The 19677-nt window shown below is 55.6% G+C and carries 21 protein-coding genes; 17 read left to right on the top strand and 4 right to left on the bottom strand.

The annotated features are described in order from the left end of the window. The first annotated feature begins 70 nt into the window (after positions 1-70). Both O9H32_RS14415 and O9H32_RS14410 read left to right on the top strand, forming a co-directional pair. Positions 71-1144, top strand: a complete 1074-nt coding sequence (locus O9H32_RS14415; protein ID WP_269866806.1) for a Gfo/Idh/MocA family protein — start codon at positions 71-73, stop codon at positions 1142-1144. 290 nt (positions 1145-1434) lie between these two features. Continuing rightward, positions 1435-2355, top strand: coding sequence for a DUF4097 family beta strand repeat-containing protein (locus O9H32_RS14410; RefSeq protein WP_269866805.1), 921 nt, complete (start codon positions 1435-1437; stop codon positions 2353-2355). Positions 2356-2461: 106 nt separating this feature from the next. Here the strand turns inward: O9H32_RS14410 and O9H32_RS14405 are convergent, their stop codons facing one another. Then, a complete protein-coding gene (locus tag O9H32_RS14405; RefSeq protein WP_269866804.1) occupies positions 2462-2806 on the bottom strand; it encodes a winged helix-turn-helix transcriptional regulator in 345 nt (114 codons plus the stop codon). A gap of 186 nt (positions 2807-2992) precedes the next feature. On the opposite strand from O9H32_RS14405, the gene O9H32_RS14400 reads away from it, so the two are divergent. The 6 genes from O9H32_RS14400 (at position 2993) to O9H32_RS14375 (ending at position 9036) form a co-directional block, all read left to right on the top strand. Continuing rightward, positions 2993-3643: an NAD(P)H oxidoreductase gene (locus tag O9H32_RS14400; protein WP_269866803.1), complete on the top strand. Its 651-nt coding sequence runs from the start codon at positions 2993-2995 to the stop codon at positions 3641-3643. Between the two features lie 248 nt (positions 3644-3891). Next, positions 3892-5328, top strand: a complete 1437-nt coding sequence (locus O9H32_RS14395; protein WP_269866802.1) for an extracellular solute-binding protein — start codon at positions 3892-3894, stop codon at positions 5326-5328. A 186-nt stretch (positions 5329-5514) separates the two neighbouring features. Continuing rightward, positions 5515-6555: a metal ABC transporter solute-binding protein, Zn/Mn family gene (locus O9H32_RS14390; protein ID WP_269866801.1), complete on the top strand. Its 1041-nt coding sequence runs from the start codon at positions 5515-5517 to the stop codon at positions 6553-6555. A 95-nt stretch (positions 6556-6650) separates the two neighbouring features. Further along, on the top strand, positions 6651-7439 hold the full coding sequence (locus O9H32_RS14385; RefSeq protein ID WP_269866800.1) for a metal ABC transporter ATP-binding protein: 789 nt from the start codon (positions 6651-6653) through the stop codon (positions 7437-7439). A gap of 13 nt (positions 7440-7452) precedes the next feature. Further along, positions 7453-8256: a metal ABC transporter permease gene (locus O9H32_RS14380; RefSeq protein ID WP_269866799.1), complete on the top strand. Its 804-nt coding sequence runs from the start codon at positions 7453-7455 to the stop codon at positions 8254-8256. A gap of 72 nt (positions 8257-8328) precedes the next feature. Beyond that, positions 8329-9036, top strand: a complete 708-nt coding sequence (locus O9H32_RS14375) for a cytochrome c biogenesis CcdA family protein (protein WP_269866798.1) — start codon at positions 8329-8331, stop codon at positions 9034-9036. 58 nt (positions 9037-9094) lie between these two features. Here the strand turns inward: O9H32_RS14375 and splB are convergent, their stop codons facing one another. Beyond that, a complete protein-coding gene (splB, locus tag O9H32_RS14370) occupies positions 9095-10156 on the bottom strand; it encodes a spore photoproduct lyase (protein ID WP_269866797.1) in 1062 nt (353 codons plus the stop codon). 252 nt (positions 10157-10408) lie between these two features. Between splB and mntR the strand changes: the two genes are divergently transcribed. Further along, positions 10409-10837 carry a transcriptional regulator MntR gene (gene mntR, locus O9H32_RS14365; RefSeq protein WP_269866796.1) on the top strand — a complete coding sequence of 143 codons (429 nt, stop codon included), beginning with the start codon at positions 10409-10411 and terminating at the stop codon, positions 10835-10837. A gap of 127 nt (positions 10838-10964) precedes the next feature. Further along, positions 10965-12002, top strand: a complete 1038-nt coding sequence (locus O9H32_RS14360; RefSeq protein WP_269866795.1) for a patatin-like phospholipase family protein — start codon at positions 10965-10967, stop codon at positions 12000-12002. Between the two features lie 178 nt (positions 12003-12180). Here O9H32_RS14360 and O9H32_RS14355 read toward each other — a convergent pair whose 3' ends face one another. Together O9H32_RS14355 and O9H32_RS14350 are read right to left on the bottom strand one after the other, a co-directional pair. Continuing rightward, on the bottom strand, positions 12181-12456 hold the full coding sequence (locus O9H32_RS14355) for a hypothetical protein (RefSeq protein ID WP_269866794.1): 276 nt from the start codon (positions 12454-12456) through the stop codon (positions 12181-12183). Between the two features lie 34 nt (positions 12457-12490). After that, positions 12491-13420, bottom strand: a complete 930-nt coding sequence (locus tag O9H32_RS14350; RefSeq protein ID WP_269866793.1) for a DUF1385 domain-containing protein — start codon at positions 13418-13420, stop codon at positions 12491-12493. A gap of 151 nt (positions 13421-13571) precedes the next feature. Between O9H32_RS14350 and O9H32_RS14345 the strand changes: the two genes are divergently transcribed. The 7 genes from O9H32_RS14345 to O9H32_RS14315 all read left to right on the top strand — a co-directional run bounded on the left by O9H32_RS14345 (position 13572) and on the right by O9H32_RS14315 (position 19645). Beyond that, positions 13572-14072, top strand: coding sequence for a YqhR family membrane protein (locus tag O9H32_RS14345; RefSeq protein ID WP_269866792.1), 501 nt, complete (start codon positions 13572-13574; stop codon positions 14070-14072). A 114-nt stretch (positions 14073-14186) separates the two neighbouring features. After that, complete coding sequence (aroQ, locus tag O9H32_RS14340) at positions 14187-14633, top strand: type II 3-dehydroquinate dehydratase (RefSeq protein WP_269866791.1); 447 nt, start codon at positions 14187-14189, stop codon at positions 14631-14633. Between the two features lie 2 nt (positions 14634-14635). Beyond that, on the top strand, positions 14636-15709 hold the full coding sequence (locus O9H32_RS14335) for a M24 family metallopeptidase (RefSeq protein ID WP_269866790.1): 1074 nt from the start codon (positions 14636-14638) through the stop codon (positions 15707-15709). A 122-nt stretch (positions 15710-15831) separates the two neighbouring features. Then, positions 15832-16389 (top strand): elongation factor P, encoded by a 558-nt coding sequence (gene efp, locus O9H32_RS14330; protein ID WP_269866789.1) that lies wholly within the window; start codon positions 15832-15834, stop codon positions 16387-16389. 173 nt (positions 16390-16562) lie between these two features. After that, positions 16563-16937: an O-methyltransferase gene (locus tag O9H32_RS14325; RefSeq protein ID WP_269866788.1), complete on the top strand. Its 375-nt coding sequence runs from the start codon at positions 16563-16565 to the stop codon at positions 16935-16937. A gap of 328 nt (positions 16938-17265) precedes the next feature. Then, positions 17266-18594, top strand: coding sequence for a DRTGG domain-containing protein (locus O9H32_RS14320; protein WP_269866787.1), 1329 nt, complete (start codon positions 17266-17268; stop codon positions 18592-18594). Between the two features lie 358 nt (positions 18595-18952). Then, positions 18953-19645: a DUF1361 domain-containing protein gene (locus O9H32_RS14315; protein ID WP_269866786.1), complete on the top strand. Its 693-nt coding sequence runs from the start codon at positions 18953-18955 to the stop codon at positions 19643-19645. Positions 19646-19677 lie beyond the last annotated feature (32 nt).

Genomic DNA, 19677 nt, shown 5'->3' with positions numbered 1-19677 from the left:
GTGGTAAAATAAGGACTGTTCACGTTAACAAACCAAATCCGCAAGGATTTCATGGGAGGCCGATTCTCAGATGTCGAAGAAGGACGGAATGAACTACGCCCCGCAGGGCAAGCCGAACCCCGTTGTGTCGCAAGGCGAATTCGCATTTGCCGCGGTGGCGCTCGACCACGGGCATATCTACGGGATGGCGAACGGACTGGTCGAGGCGGGCGCTGATCTCGTCGCCGTGTACGATCCGGATCCGAAGAAGGTGGAGGCGTTCCTGAAGAAGTTCCCGCAGGCCCGTGCCGCCGCTTCGGAGGAGGAGATCCTCGGCGATCCGTCGATCAAGCTCGTTGCCGCGGCGGCAGTGCCTTCCGAGCGCTGCGCCCTGGGGCTGCGCGTCATGGACGCGGGCAAGGACTACTTCACGGACAAGACGCCGTTCACGAAGCTGTCCCAGCTGGAAGCGGCTCGCGCCAAAGTCAAGGAGACCGGGCGCAAGTACGCTGTCTATTACAGCGAACGGCTGCACGTGGAGAGCGCGATCTATGCAGGCCAGCTCGTGGAGCAGGGGGCGATCGGCCGCGTGGTTCAAGTGATGGGCTGGGGGCCGCACCGCCTCAATGCCCCGTCCCGTCCGCTGTGGTTCTTCGAGCATGAGAAGTATGGCGGCATCCTTTGCGATATCGGCAGCCACCAGATCGAGCAGTTCTTGTACTACACCGGAGCGAAGGATGCGCAGGTGTCGAGCGCCCGGGTGGCGAATTACAACAACAAGCAGTACCCGGAGCTCGAAGATTTCGGCGATGCGACGCTGGTCGGCGACAACGGGGCGACGTTCTACTTCCGTGTCGATTGGCTGACGCCGGACGGCCTCAGTACTTGGGGCGACGGCCGGACGATCATCCTCGGCACGGACGGGTACATTGAGCTCCGCAAGTATGTCGACATCGCCCGCGACCCGGAGGGCGGCCACGTCTATCTGGTCAACCAGGAAGGCGAGCATCACTTCAGCGTGAACGGGCAGGTAGGGTATCCGTACTTTGGCCAGCTTATCCTCGACTGCATCCACCGCACCGAGAACGCGATGACCCAGGAGCATGCGTTCAAGGCAGCAGAGCTCTGCCTCCGGGCGCAGGAACAGGCCGTGCGGATCGAGTAGACCTGCGGCCCGGCTGATACGGCCAAGCAGCATGCACCGCAGTGTTTTAGCAGAACAGCATCTTTCTAAGCAGAACAGCACCTCTCTAAGGCAGGAACGTCTGCTTCGGGGAGGTGCTTTTTTTCATTCGTGAACCAGATTATGGTAAAACCTGGACCAAAGTCGGGTGCGGTTTCATCCTCTGGTCCGGCGAGACCTTCTTGGCACTCATGCTACATTGGATATGCATAGAATGAAAGATATGGAAACCCACACATCTGCATATCCACGAAGCTGAGGAGACATTGACGATGAAAAAAAGAAACACCAAAAGCGGGCTGCTGTTGTTGGCCGGCGGGATCTTGATGCTGGTCTTTATCCTGACGAAAGAAGGATGGGCGCAAATTCCCGTGTCCTTCTCCCTGAACACGAAGGAGGTCCGGATGGAGAAAACCGCGGATCCCGCTTCCATTGAGCACATCAAGATCAATTCAGGAAGCACGGACGTCCGGGTGGTCCCGGGCAGCTCGGATGAGATCCGGACACGGCTGGAGGGCAAGGCCAGCCCAGCGTATGCGGAGAAGCTCCGGTTGGATGTGAAGCCTCAGGGAGAGACGCTGCAGATTGATGTGTCAGCATCGGACAGTTTCCAGATCGGAATTAACCTGACGGAGCTGGATCTGATCGTCGAACTGCCGGAGAAAGACTGGAAGTCGGTGAGCGTCCGGACGCAGAGCGGCGATGCGGAGTTGGCCGGGCTGAAGGGCGCCAAGGTGGAAGCAGAGGCAGGCAGCGGAGATATTGAAACCAAAGGGATTGAGGCTGCCCAGCTCAAGCTTCGGACGTCTTCCGGGAACATCGGCACCGAGGAGTTCAAGGGCGAAGAGCTGGCGTTCCGCGCGGAGAGCGGCGATGTGTCGCTCACGGGCGTGCAGTCGGCGCTGAAGGGGTCAGCCGCTACGGGTACGATTACCGTCCGTACGGAGGAGCTTCTCTACCCTGCGGATCTTACTACAGGCAGCGGCGATGTGATCGTACAGCCTGCCCGGCAGCCCGGCAACCTGTCTGTGGACTTCCGCGGCGGCTCCGGTACCGGCAAGATCCAATGGGAAGGATTCACTTACCGGGAGAACAACGAGGAGGGGGACCGGATTGCCGGGGTGTTCGGAGCCGGCGAGATCCCCTTGAAAGTACACACTTCATCCGGTGACTTCACCTTGCGCAGGGAGTAAGCTCTATAGTAAAGGCTGTCCCTCCGTTATCCGCGATGATCGCGGGTGCAGGTGGACAGCCTTTTTTTCATATATACCGGTTGATCATTAACGTCAGTGACGCACCTTAAGATTCCTTCCGGTTACTTTGCCCCTGAATGAATTTTTCGCCCCACTCGTAAAGTTGATCTAATATCCCTCTCAGCGACTCTCCCGTTTCCGTCATCTCATAAACAACTTTGGGCGGTACTTGATTGTAGACCGTCCTGAATACAATGCCGTCTTCTTCGAGCTCCCGCAGCTGCTGGGTCAACATTTTTTGGGTAATGTCCGGCATTGCTTTTTTGAGCTCATGGGTACGTTTGGGGCCGTAGGTCAAGTGGCATAGGATCAAGGTCTTCCACTTGCCTCCAATAATATCGATCGTGACTTCCGTAGGAATCGTGTATCTGCGATTCGTTTGAGGTTCCATGAACTTCATCCTCCTTAGGAATGAGTGCGTATGAATGAACTCCAAGTCCCAGGCACTTTTTGGTGTCTATATATCCATTTGGTATTTATAGCACAAAAAAGTGCGTTATTCCCTAATTTCATTGTATGCTACATAATTTCCTTAGACCAGAATTAAATCTTGAATAGGGAAGGAAGGGAAGCCAAGATGAACGTACTCACCGTCGTCACTCACCCGAGAACCAATTCGTTAACTTTTGCGGTCGCGGGCCGCTTCGTGCAAGGTCTTCAGAAGGCAGGGCACCGGACAGAGGTGCTCGACTTGCATCGCAGCGGGTTTGACCCTGTGTTGCGGGAAGCGGATGAACCTGATTGGTCAAACGATGGCAAAGTATATTCTCCGGAGGTAGAGAAGGAAATCGAGCGCATGAAGAAGTACGATGCACTGGCTTATATTTTCCCGGTCTGGTGGTACGGCATGCCGGCTATGCTGAAGGGGTATATCGACCGGGTATGGAACAATGGCTTTGCCTATGGGCGCAGTAAGCTGCACCATCAACAGGTCCTATGGCTTGGTCTTGCAGGCGCTTCGCGTGAACATTTTGAGAAAAGGAATTATGACGGGATGATGGCACTTCAGCTGAATGTGGGGATGGCCGGTTATGCGGGCATCGCGAACTCCAAGCTGCAGATCTTCTATGACACCTTGGATACGGCCGGGGGGATTCAAGAAAAGCTGCTGACGCAAGCCTACGAACTGGGACTGCATTATGCCGGGCTGGAAGGGGATGGTACGGGGGAGCGTAAGTTCGCTCCAGTCAACCGGGAACTGGAGCAGGCCAAGGGTCCTGCGCTGTAGGCCGCCGGCCTTGTGTGCTTGGCCGCCTTACTCGTTATAGAGCGGCGGGCGGCCTCGCCCCTGATGCGGTTCGGCAGCATCAAGGTCATCTTCGGGTGCTTAAGTCTTGCTGCCTAGTCCGATGAGAACTTAAGATGAAACTTTTTTTCAATCCGTGAAACATTACAGTCCACCCTTTCGTCTAAAATTACAAAATATGTTAAATAAGGATGAGATGGGTGATTGTGGTGAAAAGGAACAAGGCAATAATGAGTGCCGTGCTGGCTTGTACGATGCTCATGTCCGGATGCAGTCTGGGTCAAGGGGGAGAAGGGAAAGGGGCGCTGAAGCCGCTGGGCAAGGACGAGAAAGCGGTCATCAAAGTGATGTATTATGACAAAAGCTCGCTGTTCCAGCAGTATGGGGCGCTGTTCATGGCCAAATATCCGAATGTGGATGTGGAAGTCGTCTCGACCCAAAGCCTGTACGGAGCCGGAAAAGATCCGCTCAAAGCGTTCGGTGAACTGGTAGAGGACGAGAAGCCGGATGTGCTGTTCATTAATTTCCCCAATGCCTTCGCGAAATGGGCGGGCGACGGGAAGCTGCTCCCCCTCGACGAGGTGATTCAAGCGGACAAGTTCGACCTGGAGAACATGCTGCCGGCCGTCACCGAGACGCTCCGGGCCCAGGGGGGAGGCAAGCTGTACGGACTTAGTCCGTCCTTCTACAGCAACGCCCTCTTCTACAATAAGAGCTTATTCGAAAAGCATGGCGTGCCTCTGCCGAAGGATGGCATGACCTGGGTAGAGGTGATGGAGCTCGCGAGGCGGTTCCCTACCGGCGGGCAGGGGGCTGAGCGGGTATACGGTTATGGCGAGAATAACGCTTATATGGGCGGAGAGCCCATCGGCTTCCGGTACTTTACGATGATCGGCCGCACCAACGGACTCGATTATATGGATCCCAAAAGGGAGAATATCACCCTGCAGACGGAAGGGTGGAAGCAGGCGCTGCAGCTTACGGCCGAATCCATGAAGTCCGGTGCCTTATACGATCCGGCTAAGGAGCCGCAGTTGGATATGAACAAGTCAGTCACCATGGGAGAGATGATGGAACGCAATCCGTTCATCTCCGGCAAAGTCGCCATGACGCTCGAGGGAACCTACCTGATCAGCGAAATCGAGCGGGCCAAAGAAATGTGGAAGGACAAAGAGCCTGTCAACTGGGACGTCGTCACGGTCCCTGTCGATCCGCAGAACCCTGGGAAGACGGACTCCCTCTCGATCTCCGAGGTCTTCTCCGTCGATGCCGCTTCGCCGAATGCCAGAGCAGCCTGGGAGTTCGTCAAGTACGTCAACAGCGAGGAAATGGCCAGATTGAAAAGCAAGATGGGGGAGGGGAGACTCTTGTCCCGGACCGCTTATGTCAAAGAGAAGGACGGCCGCAGCCTCGAACCCTTCTATAAGCTGGGGATGAGCGAGAAGGAGGCTTCCGGACCGGCGGAAGGTGCAGAGGTTCCGATGTCGTTCTACTCCGAATTCACCAAGATCGGGGGAGAAGAGGTTCAAGCGGTGATCGACGGCAAGAAAAGCGAAGATGCGGCGCTGGCAGCGATGCAAACCCGAATGCAGGAAGCGCTGATCAAGACGAAACATGACGAGGCGGCGAAGAAGCAGCAGGAAGAAGCCGCGAAGCCGGCAGGATAAAGAACGATAAAGAAGCTGGGCGAGGGCGTTTCTCCGAAAGGGGGACGCCCTTCTTGTTTTTTTGATTAGGGGTTTCTTCTTAGTAATTTCTACATTTACCATTGACATTCTCAGGGATACGGTCGTATAATCTGATTTGCCACTAATAAAAATATTTACGATTTACATACGAAGGAGCCTATCATCATGTCCCGTTCTTATTCTTTCTTCCGCCGGCAGCTGATCTCTCGGTTCCGCCGGACCTTCCTACCGCTATTCCTCATGCTGGCTCTAGCGGTCGTATCGGCCTGCGGCAAGCCGCAAGCGGCACTGGTCAATGACAAAATCAACGTCGTCACAAGCTTCTATCCCCTATACGATTTCTCATCGAAGATTGGAGGGGAGCACGTCAATGCGATTAATGTGGTGCCCGCCGGCGTAGAACCGCACGACTGGTCCCCGAAGAGCCGGGATATCCAGAATATCAAGAATTCGCAGGTGTTCGTATATCTCGGCGCCGGATTCGAGGGCTGGGTCAACGACACGCTGGAGAGCCTCAAGACGGAATCGAAGTCGCTTGTCGTCGAAGCCGGCAAGGGCGTGGAGAGAATCGAAGGTACCGGCGAAACCCACCAGCATGAAGAAGAAACAGGCCATGATGAAGCCTCTCATGATGAAGCAACCCATGATGAAGCATCCCATGACGATGCGGCGCAGGACAATCACGCCGTCGACCCGCACATCTGGCTCTCGCCCGTGAATGCGAAGAAGATCGCGGGGAACATCAAGAACGCGCTGGTACAGGCCGACAGCGCGCACGCGGCCGATTACGAGGCGAATTACAAGAAGCTCGCGGCGGACCTGGACGCGCTGCATGGGGAGTATAAGGCGCAGCTTGCCGGCGTTGCCAAGAAAGAGATCGTCGTTACGCACCAATCGTTCGGCTATCTTGCCAAGGAATACGGACTGACCCAGAAGCCGATCATGGGCCTGGCGCCGGATGCGGAACCGACCTCCAAGGACCTGCAGAGCATTCTCCGATTCATAAAAGAGAATGACGTGAAATATATATTCTTCGAGGAGCTTGTCTCCGATAAGCTGGCAAGGACGCTGGCCCAGGATGCCGGGGTGGAGACCGCTGTCCTCAATCCGCTCGAAGGATTGACCCAGAAGCAGATGGATGCCGGTGACGATTATGTGAAGGTCATGAAGAATAATTTGAATTCTTTACTAAAAGCATTACAATAAAAGGGACTGTTACAATTGAAACGGCCCATCCGTCTATCGTTCTGCCGGGCAGAAGAGACGGCTGGCTGCCGTCACCCCTGGAGGAGCTTACAACTATGCAGCCTACTGCTCATTCCGGATGTCATCGGGAGATCGTATCGATCGATGATGTCTTTTTTTCTTATGAACACAAAAAAGTCATCGACGGCTTAAACTTCAAAGTGCTTGAACGCGACTTCGTCGGCCTCATCGGCTCCAACGGGGCGGGCAAGACGACGCTCCTGCGGATGATTGTCGGCCTGCTGAAGCCGACCGGCGGCGAAATCCGGCTGTTCGGCGAGCCGCTATCGTCGTTCCGGGACTGGGAGCGGATCGGCTATGTGCCGCAGAAGAATTCCCTCAATCCCTTGTTCCCGGCGACCGTCCGGGAAGTGGTGACTTCGGGACTCTACGGCAAGAAGAACATGTTCCGCCGCCTCTCGAAGGCGCAGCTCTCCAAGGCCGACGACGCGCTTTACGCGATGCGCATCGAGGATCTCGCCGACCGCCGGATCGGACAACTCTCGGGCGGCCAGCAGCAGCGGGTGTTCCTCGCCCGCGCGCTGATCAACAACCCCGAGCTGCTCATTCTCGATGAGCCGACGGTCGGGATCGACGCCGAGACGCAGGCGGGCTTCTTCCGCATGATCCGGCACATGCACCAGCATCATCATATTACGTTCATGATGGTATCGCATGATATGGATATGGTGCAGACGTACCTCGGGGAAGAAGCGATCCAGCGGAGCGGTTCCTTATCGTTTTATGTGAAGCATACGCACGCGCCCGAAGACTGCAGGGAGACGAATCTGACCCATTCGATGCAGCAGCTTAGAGAATCCATGGAAGTGTTGACGAGAGGATAGGAGTGGCTTCAGGTTGGATATTTTTCAGGAGTATTTTTTTCAAAGGGCGCTGCTCGGCGGTCTGCTGATTGGCCTTACCGCACCGCTGATGGGCGTGTTCCTCGTGCTGCGCAGGCTGTCCATGATCGGCGATACGCTGGCGCACGTTTCGATAGCGGGCGTGGCGCTCGGTTTTTTGATTAACGTATACCCGATTGGCGTAGGGCTCGTGTTCGCCCTCCTCGCGTCCTTCGGGATCGAGAAGCTGCGCAAGGCGTACAAGTCGTACGCGGAGCTGTCCATCGCGATTATCATGTCGGGGGGCGTGGCGCTCGCTACGCTGCTGTTTACCCTTGGCAAAGGCTTCAATATTAATGTCATGAGCTATTTCTTCGGAAGTATCTATACGCTCGACCGGACCGACCTCTGGGTGGTCGGCGGCGTGGCGGTGATCGTCACCGCGTTCGTTGCCTTCAACTACAAAGAGATGTTCCTGCTCTTCTTCGACGAGGAGGCGGCAGGGGTGAGCGGGCTGCCGCTCCGCTTCTATAACATCATGATTACGATGATGACCGCCCTGGTCATCTCCGCATCGATCAAGATCGTGGGTGCACTGCTCGTGTCCTCGCTGCTGACCATTCCGGTGGCCTGCTCGCTGCTCATCGCAAGGAGCTTCAAGCAGTCGATTTTCTGGGCGATTCTCTTCTCGGAGCTCGCCGTCGCCCTGGGACTGATCTCAGCCGGCTTGTGGGATCTGCCGCCGGGCGCCACAGTCGTGTTGGTGCTCATCGGCCTGATGATCTGTCTGCTGTTCGTGAAGAGAGGGCTTCGCACCTGACGGGAGTCTCTCCCGGATACATATGAATTGACCACGTTATGCCTTATGCCAAGAAAGGGGACTTCTCCTGCCATGGAGCTTAATATCTGGATCGCGCTGTGGGCCGGCTTCATCTCGTTCATCTCGCCATGCTGCCTGCCGCTGTATCCTTCTTATTTGTCCTACATTACCGGGGTGTCTGTCGGCCAGCTGAAGAGTGACCAGAGCTCGGCGGAAGTGCGCTTCAAGCTCGTCACGCATACGCTGTGCTTTATTCTCGGATTCTCGGTTGTGTTCTATACGATGGGCCTCGGGGCCAGTGCCCTCGCTTCGCTCTTCGACGACCACCGGGACCTGCTGCGGCAGTTATCCGCGATTCTTATCTTCGTGATGGCATTATTCCTGCTGGGGATCTTCCAGCCCCAATGGATGATGAGGGAGCGCAAGCTCCAACTGAAATCGAAGCCCGCCGGCTACATCGGTTCGCTGCTCGTCGGCATCGGCTTCGCGGCGGGCTGGTCGCCTTGTATCGGGCCGATCCTCTCGGCTATGCTCTCGCTGGCCGCGACGCAGCCGGATTCCTGGCTGCCTTTGATCTCGGCATACTCGCTGGGCTTTGCGATTCCCTTCTTCGTGCTCGCTTTCTTCATCGGCTCGACGAAGTGGATCTTGAAGTACAGCTCCCTCATGATGAAGATCGGAGGGGGCGTCATGATCGTGATGGCTATTCTGTTGTATACGGACCAAATGACCCGTATCACGATCTGGCTGCAGCGGATTACCCCGGCCTGGATCGGATAATAGAAGAAGCGGCCCTTAGCAGGGGCCGCTTCTGTTGTAATTCCGGAATTCCTCCCTATCAGGTGAAATACTCAATTTTCGATGCAGGGAAGCTCTCGAAGATCCGTTCCGTGATGAATTCGCGGAGGGCGTTCGCTTGGTCATCCGGATAGACGTACTTGCCTTGGCCCCAGCGGCCCCACTTGTATTTGCGCTTCTCCTCATCCATCTCGAGCTTTGTCTTCGGGTAGCGCTGCTGGATGATGGTTTTGGCGGTTTTCGTATACCGGTGCTGGATCAATTCGAACGTAAGGTCCGAGGTCGCTTCCGCGGGAAGGGCCTCCTTGAGCTTGATCAACAGTTCCGCATACCCGGCTTCCCAGCCTTCGTGCCAGATGATCGGGGCGATGATGAAGCCCAGCGGATATCCGGCTTTGGCCACCTTGCCGGCTGCCTCGATTCGTTCATAGAACGAGGAAGTGGCGGGCTCGAAGTTCTTGATGACATAATCGGCGTTGACGCTGAAGCGGAACCGGGTATGTCCGTTATGCTTCGCATCCAGCAGGGGATCCACATGATGGAATTTGGTGACGAAGCGGAGTCTGCCCAGCGGCTGCCGTCCCATGAATTCGATATATTCCTTCAGCGACCCGCTGATATGCTCGAGGCCCACCGGGTCGGAGGTACAGGCTGCTTCGAAGCGGGTTATTTCTGGGGCCCGCTCATCGATATAGGCCTGGGCCGCGTTAAGAATATCGTCGGTATTCACATAGACGCGAATGTACGGCTTGGCTCCCAGCGTTGTCTGCAGATAGCAGTAATGGCAATGGGCCATGCAGCCGGTCGCGATGGGAATGGCATATTCGGCCGATGGCTTGGAGGTGTCGAACTTGAGTGTCTTGCGGATGCCGACGACCAGTGTCCGCTTGGCGATCCGGTATTTCTCCAGGTCGCTTTCCCCCGGCAGATTGGTGATCCGGTTATGCGACGGGGTTATGCGGATCGGCAGTCCTTCTTTCTTCGCCCATTCGTGAATTCTCTGTCCCTTGGGATATTCCAGGGCGCTGGGCTCGAAGTAGACGAGCTCCGGCACGAATACCTGCGTACTGCGGACCGGCGGTGTCAACAGCTCGGTGGTCATCGGTTGTCCTCCCTGCGGGCAAGAGTGATGGTGCGGCTCGCGCGGACTTGCGTAGTGGAAGAAGGCTATGATATAGTAAAGAACGCTTAAGATGACCTTAGGATGTGCCGCTTGTGCGCTTCCGAACCGTGGGAAAGCGAGGGCAGAGCACCTGATCTGTGCCGGCCTTCCCGAACGCTCAACGAACCTAACGAACCGTTCCCGGATGCCCGAGAGGCTTCCAGCGGCTCGCGAATCACAGGAGGAACGCGCATGGCTACACCGAGTATGGAAGATTACCTAGAGAAGATATATAAGCTCATCGACGAGAAGGGATACGCCCGCGTATCCGATATCGCGGAAGGACTTGAGGTTCATCCGTCCTCGGTTACGAAGATGATCCAGAAGCTGGATAAGGACAACTATTTGATTTATGAGAAATACCGTGGACTCGTCCTTACTTCCAAGGGACAGAAGGTCGGCAAACGCCTGGTGGACCGGCATCAGCTGCTGGAGGAATTCCTGACGCTGATCGGCGTGTCCGAGGAGAACATATATAAAGACGTCGAAGGCATCGAGCATCATCTCAGCTGGGATTCCATCACCTGCATCGAGCAGCTGCTGGAGTATTTCAAGCAGGATCCCGCCCGCGGCGCCGCGCTGCTTCAGGTACGCAAAGAAATCGAGGAATCCTCCTCGTAAAGAACATCCGGTCCAGTCGGCCGGGTGTTTTTTTGTATGATCCTTGGGTACTCCGGCATAACGTCCAGGCTCTGCCGCATACATAGAGGTAAGCTAAAGACTGCATCGGCAGCGGGGAGTGGAGCGGATGAAGATTAACGCCGTATTCGAGGGTGGAGGAGTCAAGGGGATCGCGCTGGCCGGCGCCGTGGCTGCCGTGGAAGGGCTGGGGTACGGCTTTCACCAGGTGGCGGGCACCTCCTCAGGTTCCATTGTCGCTTCACTGGTTGCCGCCGGTTACCGGGCCAATGAGCTCAAGGAGGTCATCGAGGCGACACCGTTCCGGTCTTTCCTGCACAGGGCGCCCGTGTTCAATACGAAGTGGGTCGGCCCGATGGCCAGGTTATTCATCAAGCGGGGGCTGTACTCCGGCGAAAAGCTGGAGCATTGGATCTACCAGCTGCTTCTGGCCAAAGGCATCCGAACCTTCGGGGATCTGGCACCGAACCAGCTGCGTATTATCGCCTCGGATATCTCGGGACGCAAGCTGCTGGTACTGCCCGATGACATCGCTTACTACGGGTTCGACCCGCGCCGGTTCCTGGTCGCCAAGGCGGTGCGGATGAGCAGTTCGATTCCGTACTTCTTCGATCCGGTAATGATCAGGAAGAAATCGTCCGCGAGGCGGGAGGGCGAAGGCTTCGCGGACGGATTCGTATACATCGTCGACGGCGCCCTGCTCAGCAACTTCCCGCTCTGGATCTTCGACCGGATGGAAGCCTCCGCGGCGGCTTCCCGGCAGTTCATTCCGACGATCGGCTTCCAGCTCGTCGGACGCGGCGCCGGCACCCCGAACCGTATACGGGGTCCGGTATCGATGATGCGGGCCTTGTTCTCCACGATGCTCGACGCGCATGACGAGCGGTATATCCAGGAGCAGAACCGGTTCCGCACCGTGAAGATTCCAACGCTCGGGGTATCGGTCACTGACTTCGACCTGACGGACCGCCAGAGCAGTGAGCTCTACGCATCCGGCCAGCGGGCCGCCCAGTCCTTTTTCCATAAATGGAAGCTCGACGAATACAAGCAGCATTGGTCCAAATACCATGCGAGAAGCGGCTTCGCACAAGACGCGGAGGAGGTAGAAGGGGATGGGGACCGGAAGAAGCCGGTCCTGCACATCTAGAGAAGCATCTGTTCCCGAACCACAAACAAACAAGAGCCGGGCGCGCCGCCCGGCTCTTGTTCTGCGTGTACGCCCAGCATGGGCGTCATCTCTAATTGTACGATCATGCTTGTCGAAATGGCTTGCGTCAATCGCAGTAGTGGTACTCGTCTAATGGTACTCGTCTAATGGTACTCGTCTAATGGTACTTCGGAGGTTCGTCCGAGCTGTTCTTGCTGCCGTGTATCACCCGGAACTTGGCGTTCTTGCGCTTCGGGTTCTTGGCCGCCCGGGAGGCTGAGCCGCCGCGCGGCACCCCCCAGCGGTTCGGCGGGAACTTGTAGAGCAGGAACACGCCGCCGAATACGATCAGCGGTACGAGAATGCCTCTCGGATTGGAGAGAAGACTGAAGAGAATGCCGATACCGATCAGCCCAAAAACAATGTAAGCCACCGTGTTGCCTCGATTTCTCATGAGATGCCCTCCTCGCGAAGTTGAAATCCGTGAATTATTGCATTTGCCGGTCGAGCTCTCTCATCCGGTTGAACGAGGCGATCGATACTTCCACCTGGGCATCATCCGGCTCTTTGGTTGTCAGCAGCTGCAGCCAGAGTCCCGGGTAGCCGAGATAACGGAGCACCGGTACCTCCCGGAGGGAATTCGTGAACCGCAGTACCTCATAGGATACCCCAATGACGAGCGGGAGGAGCACGAGACGCTGAATGATTCTCTCGGTCAGGCTGTCGTACTGGAAGAAGGAATAGATCACGACACCGATCAGTACGGTGAATACGATAAAGGAAGAGCCGCACCGGTAATGCAGCGTATTGAACTTCTGGACATTGGCTACGGTCAATTCGAGTCCCGCTTCATAAGCGGAGATGACTTTATGCTCTGCCCCGTGATATTGGAATAGACGCTTGATCATCGGGGTGAGAGAGATGAAGTAGATGTAGCCGACGAGCAGAATGATTTTGATGAGTCCTTCGAGCAGGTTATGTCCGATAGGGCTCTCGAACATGTTTTTGAACAGCAATTCTTCAATTATGGGAGGAATCAGCGTGAAGACGAATTTACCGAAGAGAAAGGAGAGCACGCCTACTACGGCTACACCGAGGATCATGGAGAGGCGGCTGGCCAGTGTCTCCTTCTGTTCTTCCTTCGGTGCCCCTTCCTCTTCCGCGAACACTTCCGCTGAGAAATTCAAGTGCTGAGCGCCCTTCGCGCTGGCTTCGATTATGCCTACGAGCCCGCGGACGAGGGGGATGCGTTTGAGCTTCAGGAGCCAAGGGTTTTCCTTCTTCGGCACTTCAAGGTATTGAATGGTGTTATCCTTGCGGCGGACGGCCGTCACGTGGACCTTCTGGCCAGCGAACATGACCCCTTCTATGACCGCCTGGCCGCCATAAATGGCATTCGGGAGCTGTTTATCCGACAAAATCAATGCACCTTCTTCTACAGGGTTGGGTTATGATCAGTAAGCCTTTACGACTTATTGTAACGAATCCGGGGGCATATTGCCACTTTGTTTATGGAGAACCGTTCTGCGCATACTAAGGACAATTCCACCATGCAGGAGGTTGCATAGAATGGCGAACCGCCACCATAAAAAACACCATACGAACAAGTGGTTCTTCGCTGCCTATATCGGTTTCTTTGCGGGTCTGATCTGGGGCGGGCTGAAGCTTTTGGAGCATTATTTTCACTTTACATCTTTGATGCCGGGGTTTCTGATCGAACCTTTTTTCCTTCATTCGTTCCTGATGACTTGGACCGGCCTTCTCATCGGATGGGGGGCCTTCATCGGGATGTCGGTCGCAGCCTCGCTCTTGTATGCGCTGGTGCTCGCCAAGTTCCGGGGGCCGTGGCTCGGGGTGGCCTACGGCCTGGCCTGGTGGGCGGCGATTTTCCTGCTGATCGGCCCGATCACAGGCATGACGGAGTGGATTCTGTATATGGACCTGAACACCATCCTCACCGATGCGTCGCTGTTCGCCGTCTGGGGTCTCTTCATCGGGTACTCCATCGCCTTCGAATTCACGGACGAGCGGGCTAGGGAGCCGATCGGGAAGCGGCGCAAGCTGGTCTAAGCCCATTGGCTCTCCGGTTCGCCTGGCCCTCCCTATTTAAGAACTTCTCAAACGACCTTCCGTTATGGTAAAATGGGGAAGTATGTCTGTTTTCTTAAGGGGGAGGGGAAGGGAATGAAACGGATTCTGGTATTGAACGGACCGAATCTTAACATGCTCGGTGTCCGCGAACCCGGCGTATACGGTACGCTGACCCTGCAGGCCATCGAAGACCGTCTCGGTAACCTGGCATTGGAGCTTGGGGCCGAACTGGAGTGCTTCCAATCGAATCATGAAGGCGCTCTGATCGATAAGATTCATGAGGCCTTCGGGTCAAAGGACGGCATACTGATCAACCCGGGGGCATTCACGCATTACAGCTATGCCCTTCGAGATGCGGTCGCTTCCGTAGGGCTGCCGACAGTTGAAGTACATATCTCGAACATTCACCGCAGAGAGGCTTTCCGTCACGTATCGGTGATCGCGCCGGTGGCGGTCGGCCAGATCGCCGGCTTCGGCGCGGACAGCTATGAACTCGGTCTGCGGGCGCTCGTTCGACATTTACAGGGGTCGGAGGGATAAGGATGGGACAGGAGAGAGTTCAACGGCTGCGCAAACTTCTTGACGAGAAGGGGATTCCCGCCCTCTTCATTACGAATGCGACCAACCGCATGTACATGACCGGGTTCACGGGATCGGCCGGTTATGTGTTGATTACCGCCTCGCGCGCCTTGCTGCTCACGGACTTCCGTTATATGACGCAGGCGCCGGAACAGGCTGTGGGTTATGAAGTGATCGAGCACGCCCAGGGAGTGGCGGAGACCCTGAAGGACCTGCTGGCGCGGGAGGGGATCACCCGGCTCGGGTTCGAAGCGTCCGATCTGACCTTCGCTTCCTACCGCTCGTATGCGGAGGGACTGGCTCCGGTCGAGCTCTTGCCGACGGAAGGGCTGGTCGAAACGCTGCGGATGTACAAGGACGAAGCCGAGCTTGCCATCCTGCAGGAAGCGGCGGACCTGGCCGACCGCACGTTCACGCACATTCAGGGATTCCTGAAGCCCGGCGTGAAAGAGCTGGATATTGCGCTGGAGATCGAGATGTTCGTCCGGCGTAACGGGGCTTCGTCAACCTCCTTCGAGACGATCGTGGCTTCCGGCGAGCGCTCCGCGCTGCCGCACGGCAAAGCTAGCGATAAGCTCATTGGAACGAACGAATTCGTTAAGCTGGATTACGGTGCTTACTACAAAGGGTACTGTTCCGATATTACACGGACCGTCGTGCTGGGAACGCCGACAGCCAAACACCGGGAGATTTACAGCATCGTACTGGAAGCACAGATGGCTGCCCTTGACGCGATCCGCCCCGGGATGACCGGGCGCGAAGCGGATGCGGTAGCCCGCGATATCATCACGAGGTACGGCTACGGAGACCATTTTGGCCATGGGCTCGGACACGGGCTAGGCATGGAAGTGCATGAGTCGCCGCGTCTGTCGGTCCGGGGAGACAACGTACTGGAGCCTGGCATGGTCGTTACGGTAGAACCGGGGATTTACCTGCCCGGATTCGGCGGTGTCCGGATCGAAGACGATATCGTCATCACGCCGCAGGGTAACCGTAGATTAACACATTCAGGCAAAGACCTGATTGTGATATCATAAGTTTGTTGACCGTTACAGGCCCGGCGGCTTCCGCCGGCCTTTGCGGCAGCATGGCAGACCGGCGGGGGAGGACAGGCTTTGTTCTACCGCCAGGGATGCTTACATTTAGGGAGGGTTTTTGAGTGATTTCAGTTAACGATTTTAAGACAGGCTTGACTATTGATGTAGAAGGTGACCTCTTCACGGTTATCGATTTCCAACACGTGAAACCGGGCAAAGGCGCGGCGTTCGTCCGCTCCAAGCTGAAGAACCTGCGCAACGGCAATACCGTTGAGCGTACGTTCCGTGCCGGTGAGAATGTGGCGCGCGCCCATATTGAGAACCGTCAAATGCAGTACCTGTATGCTGCCGGCTCCGAGCATACGTTCATGGATACCGAAACGTTCGACCAGATCAACCTGGAAGAAAAGCAAATCAAGTGGGAGTTGAACTTCCTGCGCGAGAACATGAATATCAACATCATGAGCTACCAAGGCGAGATTCTCGGTATCAGCATTCCGAACAGCGTTGAGCTCAAAGTCGTCGAAACGGAGCCGGGCGTCAAAGGGAATACGGCTCAAGGAGCGACGAAGAAAGCGAAAGTGGAAACAGGCTATGAAGTCAACGTTCCGCTCTTTATCAACGAAGGCGATGTACTCCTGATCGATACGCGTGAAGGCGATTATATTTCCCGCGCCTAGCACCATTCGACAAAATAATACAAGACTCTTGTTCTTTAACTGGAACAAGAGTCTTTTTTTGATATTTTATTCAAAATAATGGTTGATTTAATAGATACTATGACCTATAATAAGGCTATAGTCATAACATACAAAATATTCCAACAGATGAAGAGTAAAGGAGATTTTGAATCATGATGTTAGAGTCAGTGCCGCTCGCTAGACAGGTTGATATGGTTTTTCGCGAATTGAGAGAGGAACTGGAGCATTTGGATTCGGGAACGGTATTCATGCAGATCCGGAACAATGCGGTAGGCAAGTTTGGAATCCGGCATTTTCCGCTGGAAAGCAAGGGAACGGAACTTAAGACGGTCGATAAGGGATTGTCGGAAACTCAGCAAAGTTCTTTCCGCCATACGGCATTGGAATCATTGAAATATAAACGCTGGACGCACGGGGAGATTCAATTCGAATTCGCGACAAGACAGAATACGCTCTGTACGTCGGTCACCTTCGAATCCAATTATAATATGGCCTCGCTCGTCAATGATTCGCAGCGTTACAAATAAGTAGTATATACGCGACAAAATGTTCGTTATAATGAACAGCTTAAACCTCCGCTGCTGCGGGGGTTTTTCGTTTGCGACTCCTTCTTTTTCGGATACGCAGAGAGATCCCGTTAACCAGGTAGGGAGGTGCCTTGAAAGGGTGTTAGGATCGCCATATACCGAACTTCATAGAAGCTTTTGCAAGGCTTTAAAAGCGTAAGGGCGCTTCCCGGCGTCGAGTAGGTTATACCGGGAATCGAACGGCGCCATGCAGGGTGCTGTTTTTTTGTGCTTCCTTAGGTTATAATGGCGTGACTATGAAGAAGAACAGCGCAGTGAGGTGAGCGGGATGAATGCAGGCCATCCGGAGCTGGGTACGAAGCATGACCAGCTTATGAAATATATCGAATCGCTGGGCGTCGGAACGAAGCTCTCCGTGCGGCAGATCGCCCAGGATCTCGATGTCAGCGAGGGAACGGCCTACCGGGCGATCAAGGAAGCGGAGATGCTGGGCCTTGTGACCACGAAGCGCCGCATCGGCACGATCCGGACGGAGAAGAAGGAAGAGCCTCTGATCGACGAGCTGACTTTTGCGGAGATTGTGAAGGTCGTCGAGGGCGTGGTGCTTGGGGGAGCCGTGGGCATCCATAAGTCGCTCAATAAATTTGTAATCGGTGCCATGCAGCTTGAAGCGATGCTGAAGTATATCGAGCAGGGCAATCTGCTTATCGTCGGCAACCGGGTGCAGGCCCACATGTGCGCCCTCAGCCAAGGCTCCGGCGTATTGATTACCGGGGGCTTCGATACGACTCCGGAAGTGAAGAAGCTGGCCGACGACCTCCAGCTGCCGATCATCGGAACCGCCTACGATACGTTCACGGTGGCGACCATGATCAACCGGGCCATGGAAGACCGGCTCATCAAGAAGAAGATCATGAGCGTTGAGGACATCATCCGTAAGGATACGCCGGTCTATTCCCTGAGAGCGGATGACCGGGTCAGCGATATGCGGAAGCTGGTCGAAGACACGATGCATACCCGCTATCCGGTTGTGGACGATGAGCATCGGCCGATTGGCATCATTACGACGAAGGATATCATCGAGGCGCAGCCGGAGCAGGAAGTCGGTTCCTTGATGACGCCGAACCCCCTGCTGATCAGCGTCAAGACCTCCGTAGCTTCGGCCGGCCATACGATGGTGTGGGAGGGCATTGAGCTGCTGCCCGTTATCGACGGGGAGCGGAGGATGATCGGGCTCATCTCGCGCAAGGACGTCATGAAGGCGATGCAGTACATGCAGAGGCAGCCTCAGAACGCCGAAACTTTCGAAGTACAGGTCTGCGCAGGGATCGAGGAGCTCAGGGACAGCGAGGGCCGGCTGTACTTCCGGGGGGCTATCACGCCGCAGATGACGAACTTCGAAGGCATGGTGTCCGAAGGCATGCTCGGTACTCTGATGGTTCGTGCCGTCTACCGGACGGTGCAGGACCAGAAGAAAGGCGACCTGATCATCGACAGCTCTTCGACGTATTATCTGGTTCCCCTGCAGATCGATGATGTCATCGAGATCATCCCGTCGATCGTGGAGATGAGCCGCCGCTTCTGCAAAATCGATATGGACATCCGCACGGGCGGCGCCCGTGTCGCCCGTTCTATGTTTACCGCACGGATCCTGTAGAGTAATAGTTGACAGTGCCGGCCGCCTTTCGAGGCGGCTTTTTGGTTTATGTGCGGGCGGACGAGTTCCTGCGGCAGGAGAGTCTTTTCTATGATTTTACATCTGCGCATGAATCTTTTATGATGGAGAAGATTGGAAGAATATGAGAGGCAAGGATTCATAGGAGGCAGGAAGGAAAGCGGGTGATACGGGTGTCCATTCGCAGATGGATCACGAAGCTGTCCCACTACTTCAAGATCATGACCAAGCTGTGAGCCGGATAGCTATACAATCTGGCAGCATAACGCCATTAGCAGGTATGTATCCGTAAATAAGCTTTCGTAAGCTTAAGAATTTGCCGCATGAAAGGAAGTCTCTGATGCAACCGCTGCCTTACCGGCCGGTCCTGGGGCTGCTCGGCGGGTTGACGGTACTCAGCCTGGTCGTGCATGTTCTGGTGACGAACGTAACGTACTATAATTTTTTGATCTGGAATCTCTTTCTGGCTTGGCTGCCCTTCCTTTTCTCTTCAGCGGCGGGAGCAGTCAACCGGAGGCACCGGCAGGGTTCCGCTGTTCTCGCCGTTGGTGTGCTGGGGATAGCATGGCTGCTGCTGCTCCCCAACGCTTTTTACATTCTCACCGACCTCATCCATGTGACGGTCCGCAAAGACCTGTATACGGAAGCGGGGCGGCTCGGCTTCGGGTATTGGACTGATTTTTTACTGATTTTCATTTTTGCCTGGAACGGGATCCTGCTTGGTTTCGTTTCGCTCCATCAGTTTCAATACATTATCTATACCCGTTCGAATTACGTGGTCTCGTGGTTGTTCGCCATGCTGGTGTCATACTTGTCCGGTTACGGCATTCTGCTCGGCAGGGAGCACCGGCTGAACAGCTGGGATGTACTTCAGAACATGACCGCCGTACAGGAGTTGTTGAGAGAGACGCTGACCCCCGCTTCGCTGCACTTTGTCCTGCTCTCCGGTACGGCCATTCTTATGGCGTACGCTTCCCTTCACGTGCTGGCGAGAATGGGCGTCCGCGAATCCGGGTACGGATCTTATCCTTGAGCAGATTCGGTATTAGGAGAATGGAGGTGCCG

Origin of the sequence: Paenibacillus caseinilyticus (assembly GCF_027533645.1) — a bacterium.
Classification (GTDB): Bacteria; Bacillota; Bacilli; order Paenibacillales; family NBRC-103111; genus Paenibacillus_G; species Paenibacillus_G caseinilyticus.
Note: the sequence above shows the minus strand (reverse complement) of the source record. Positions and strands in the feature narration are given on the sequence as shown.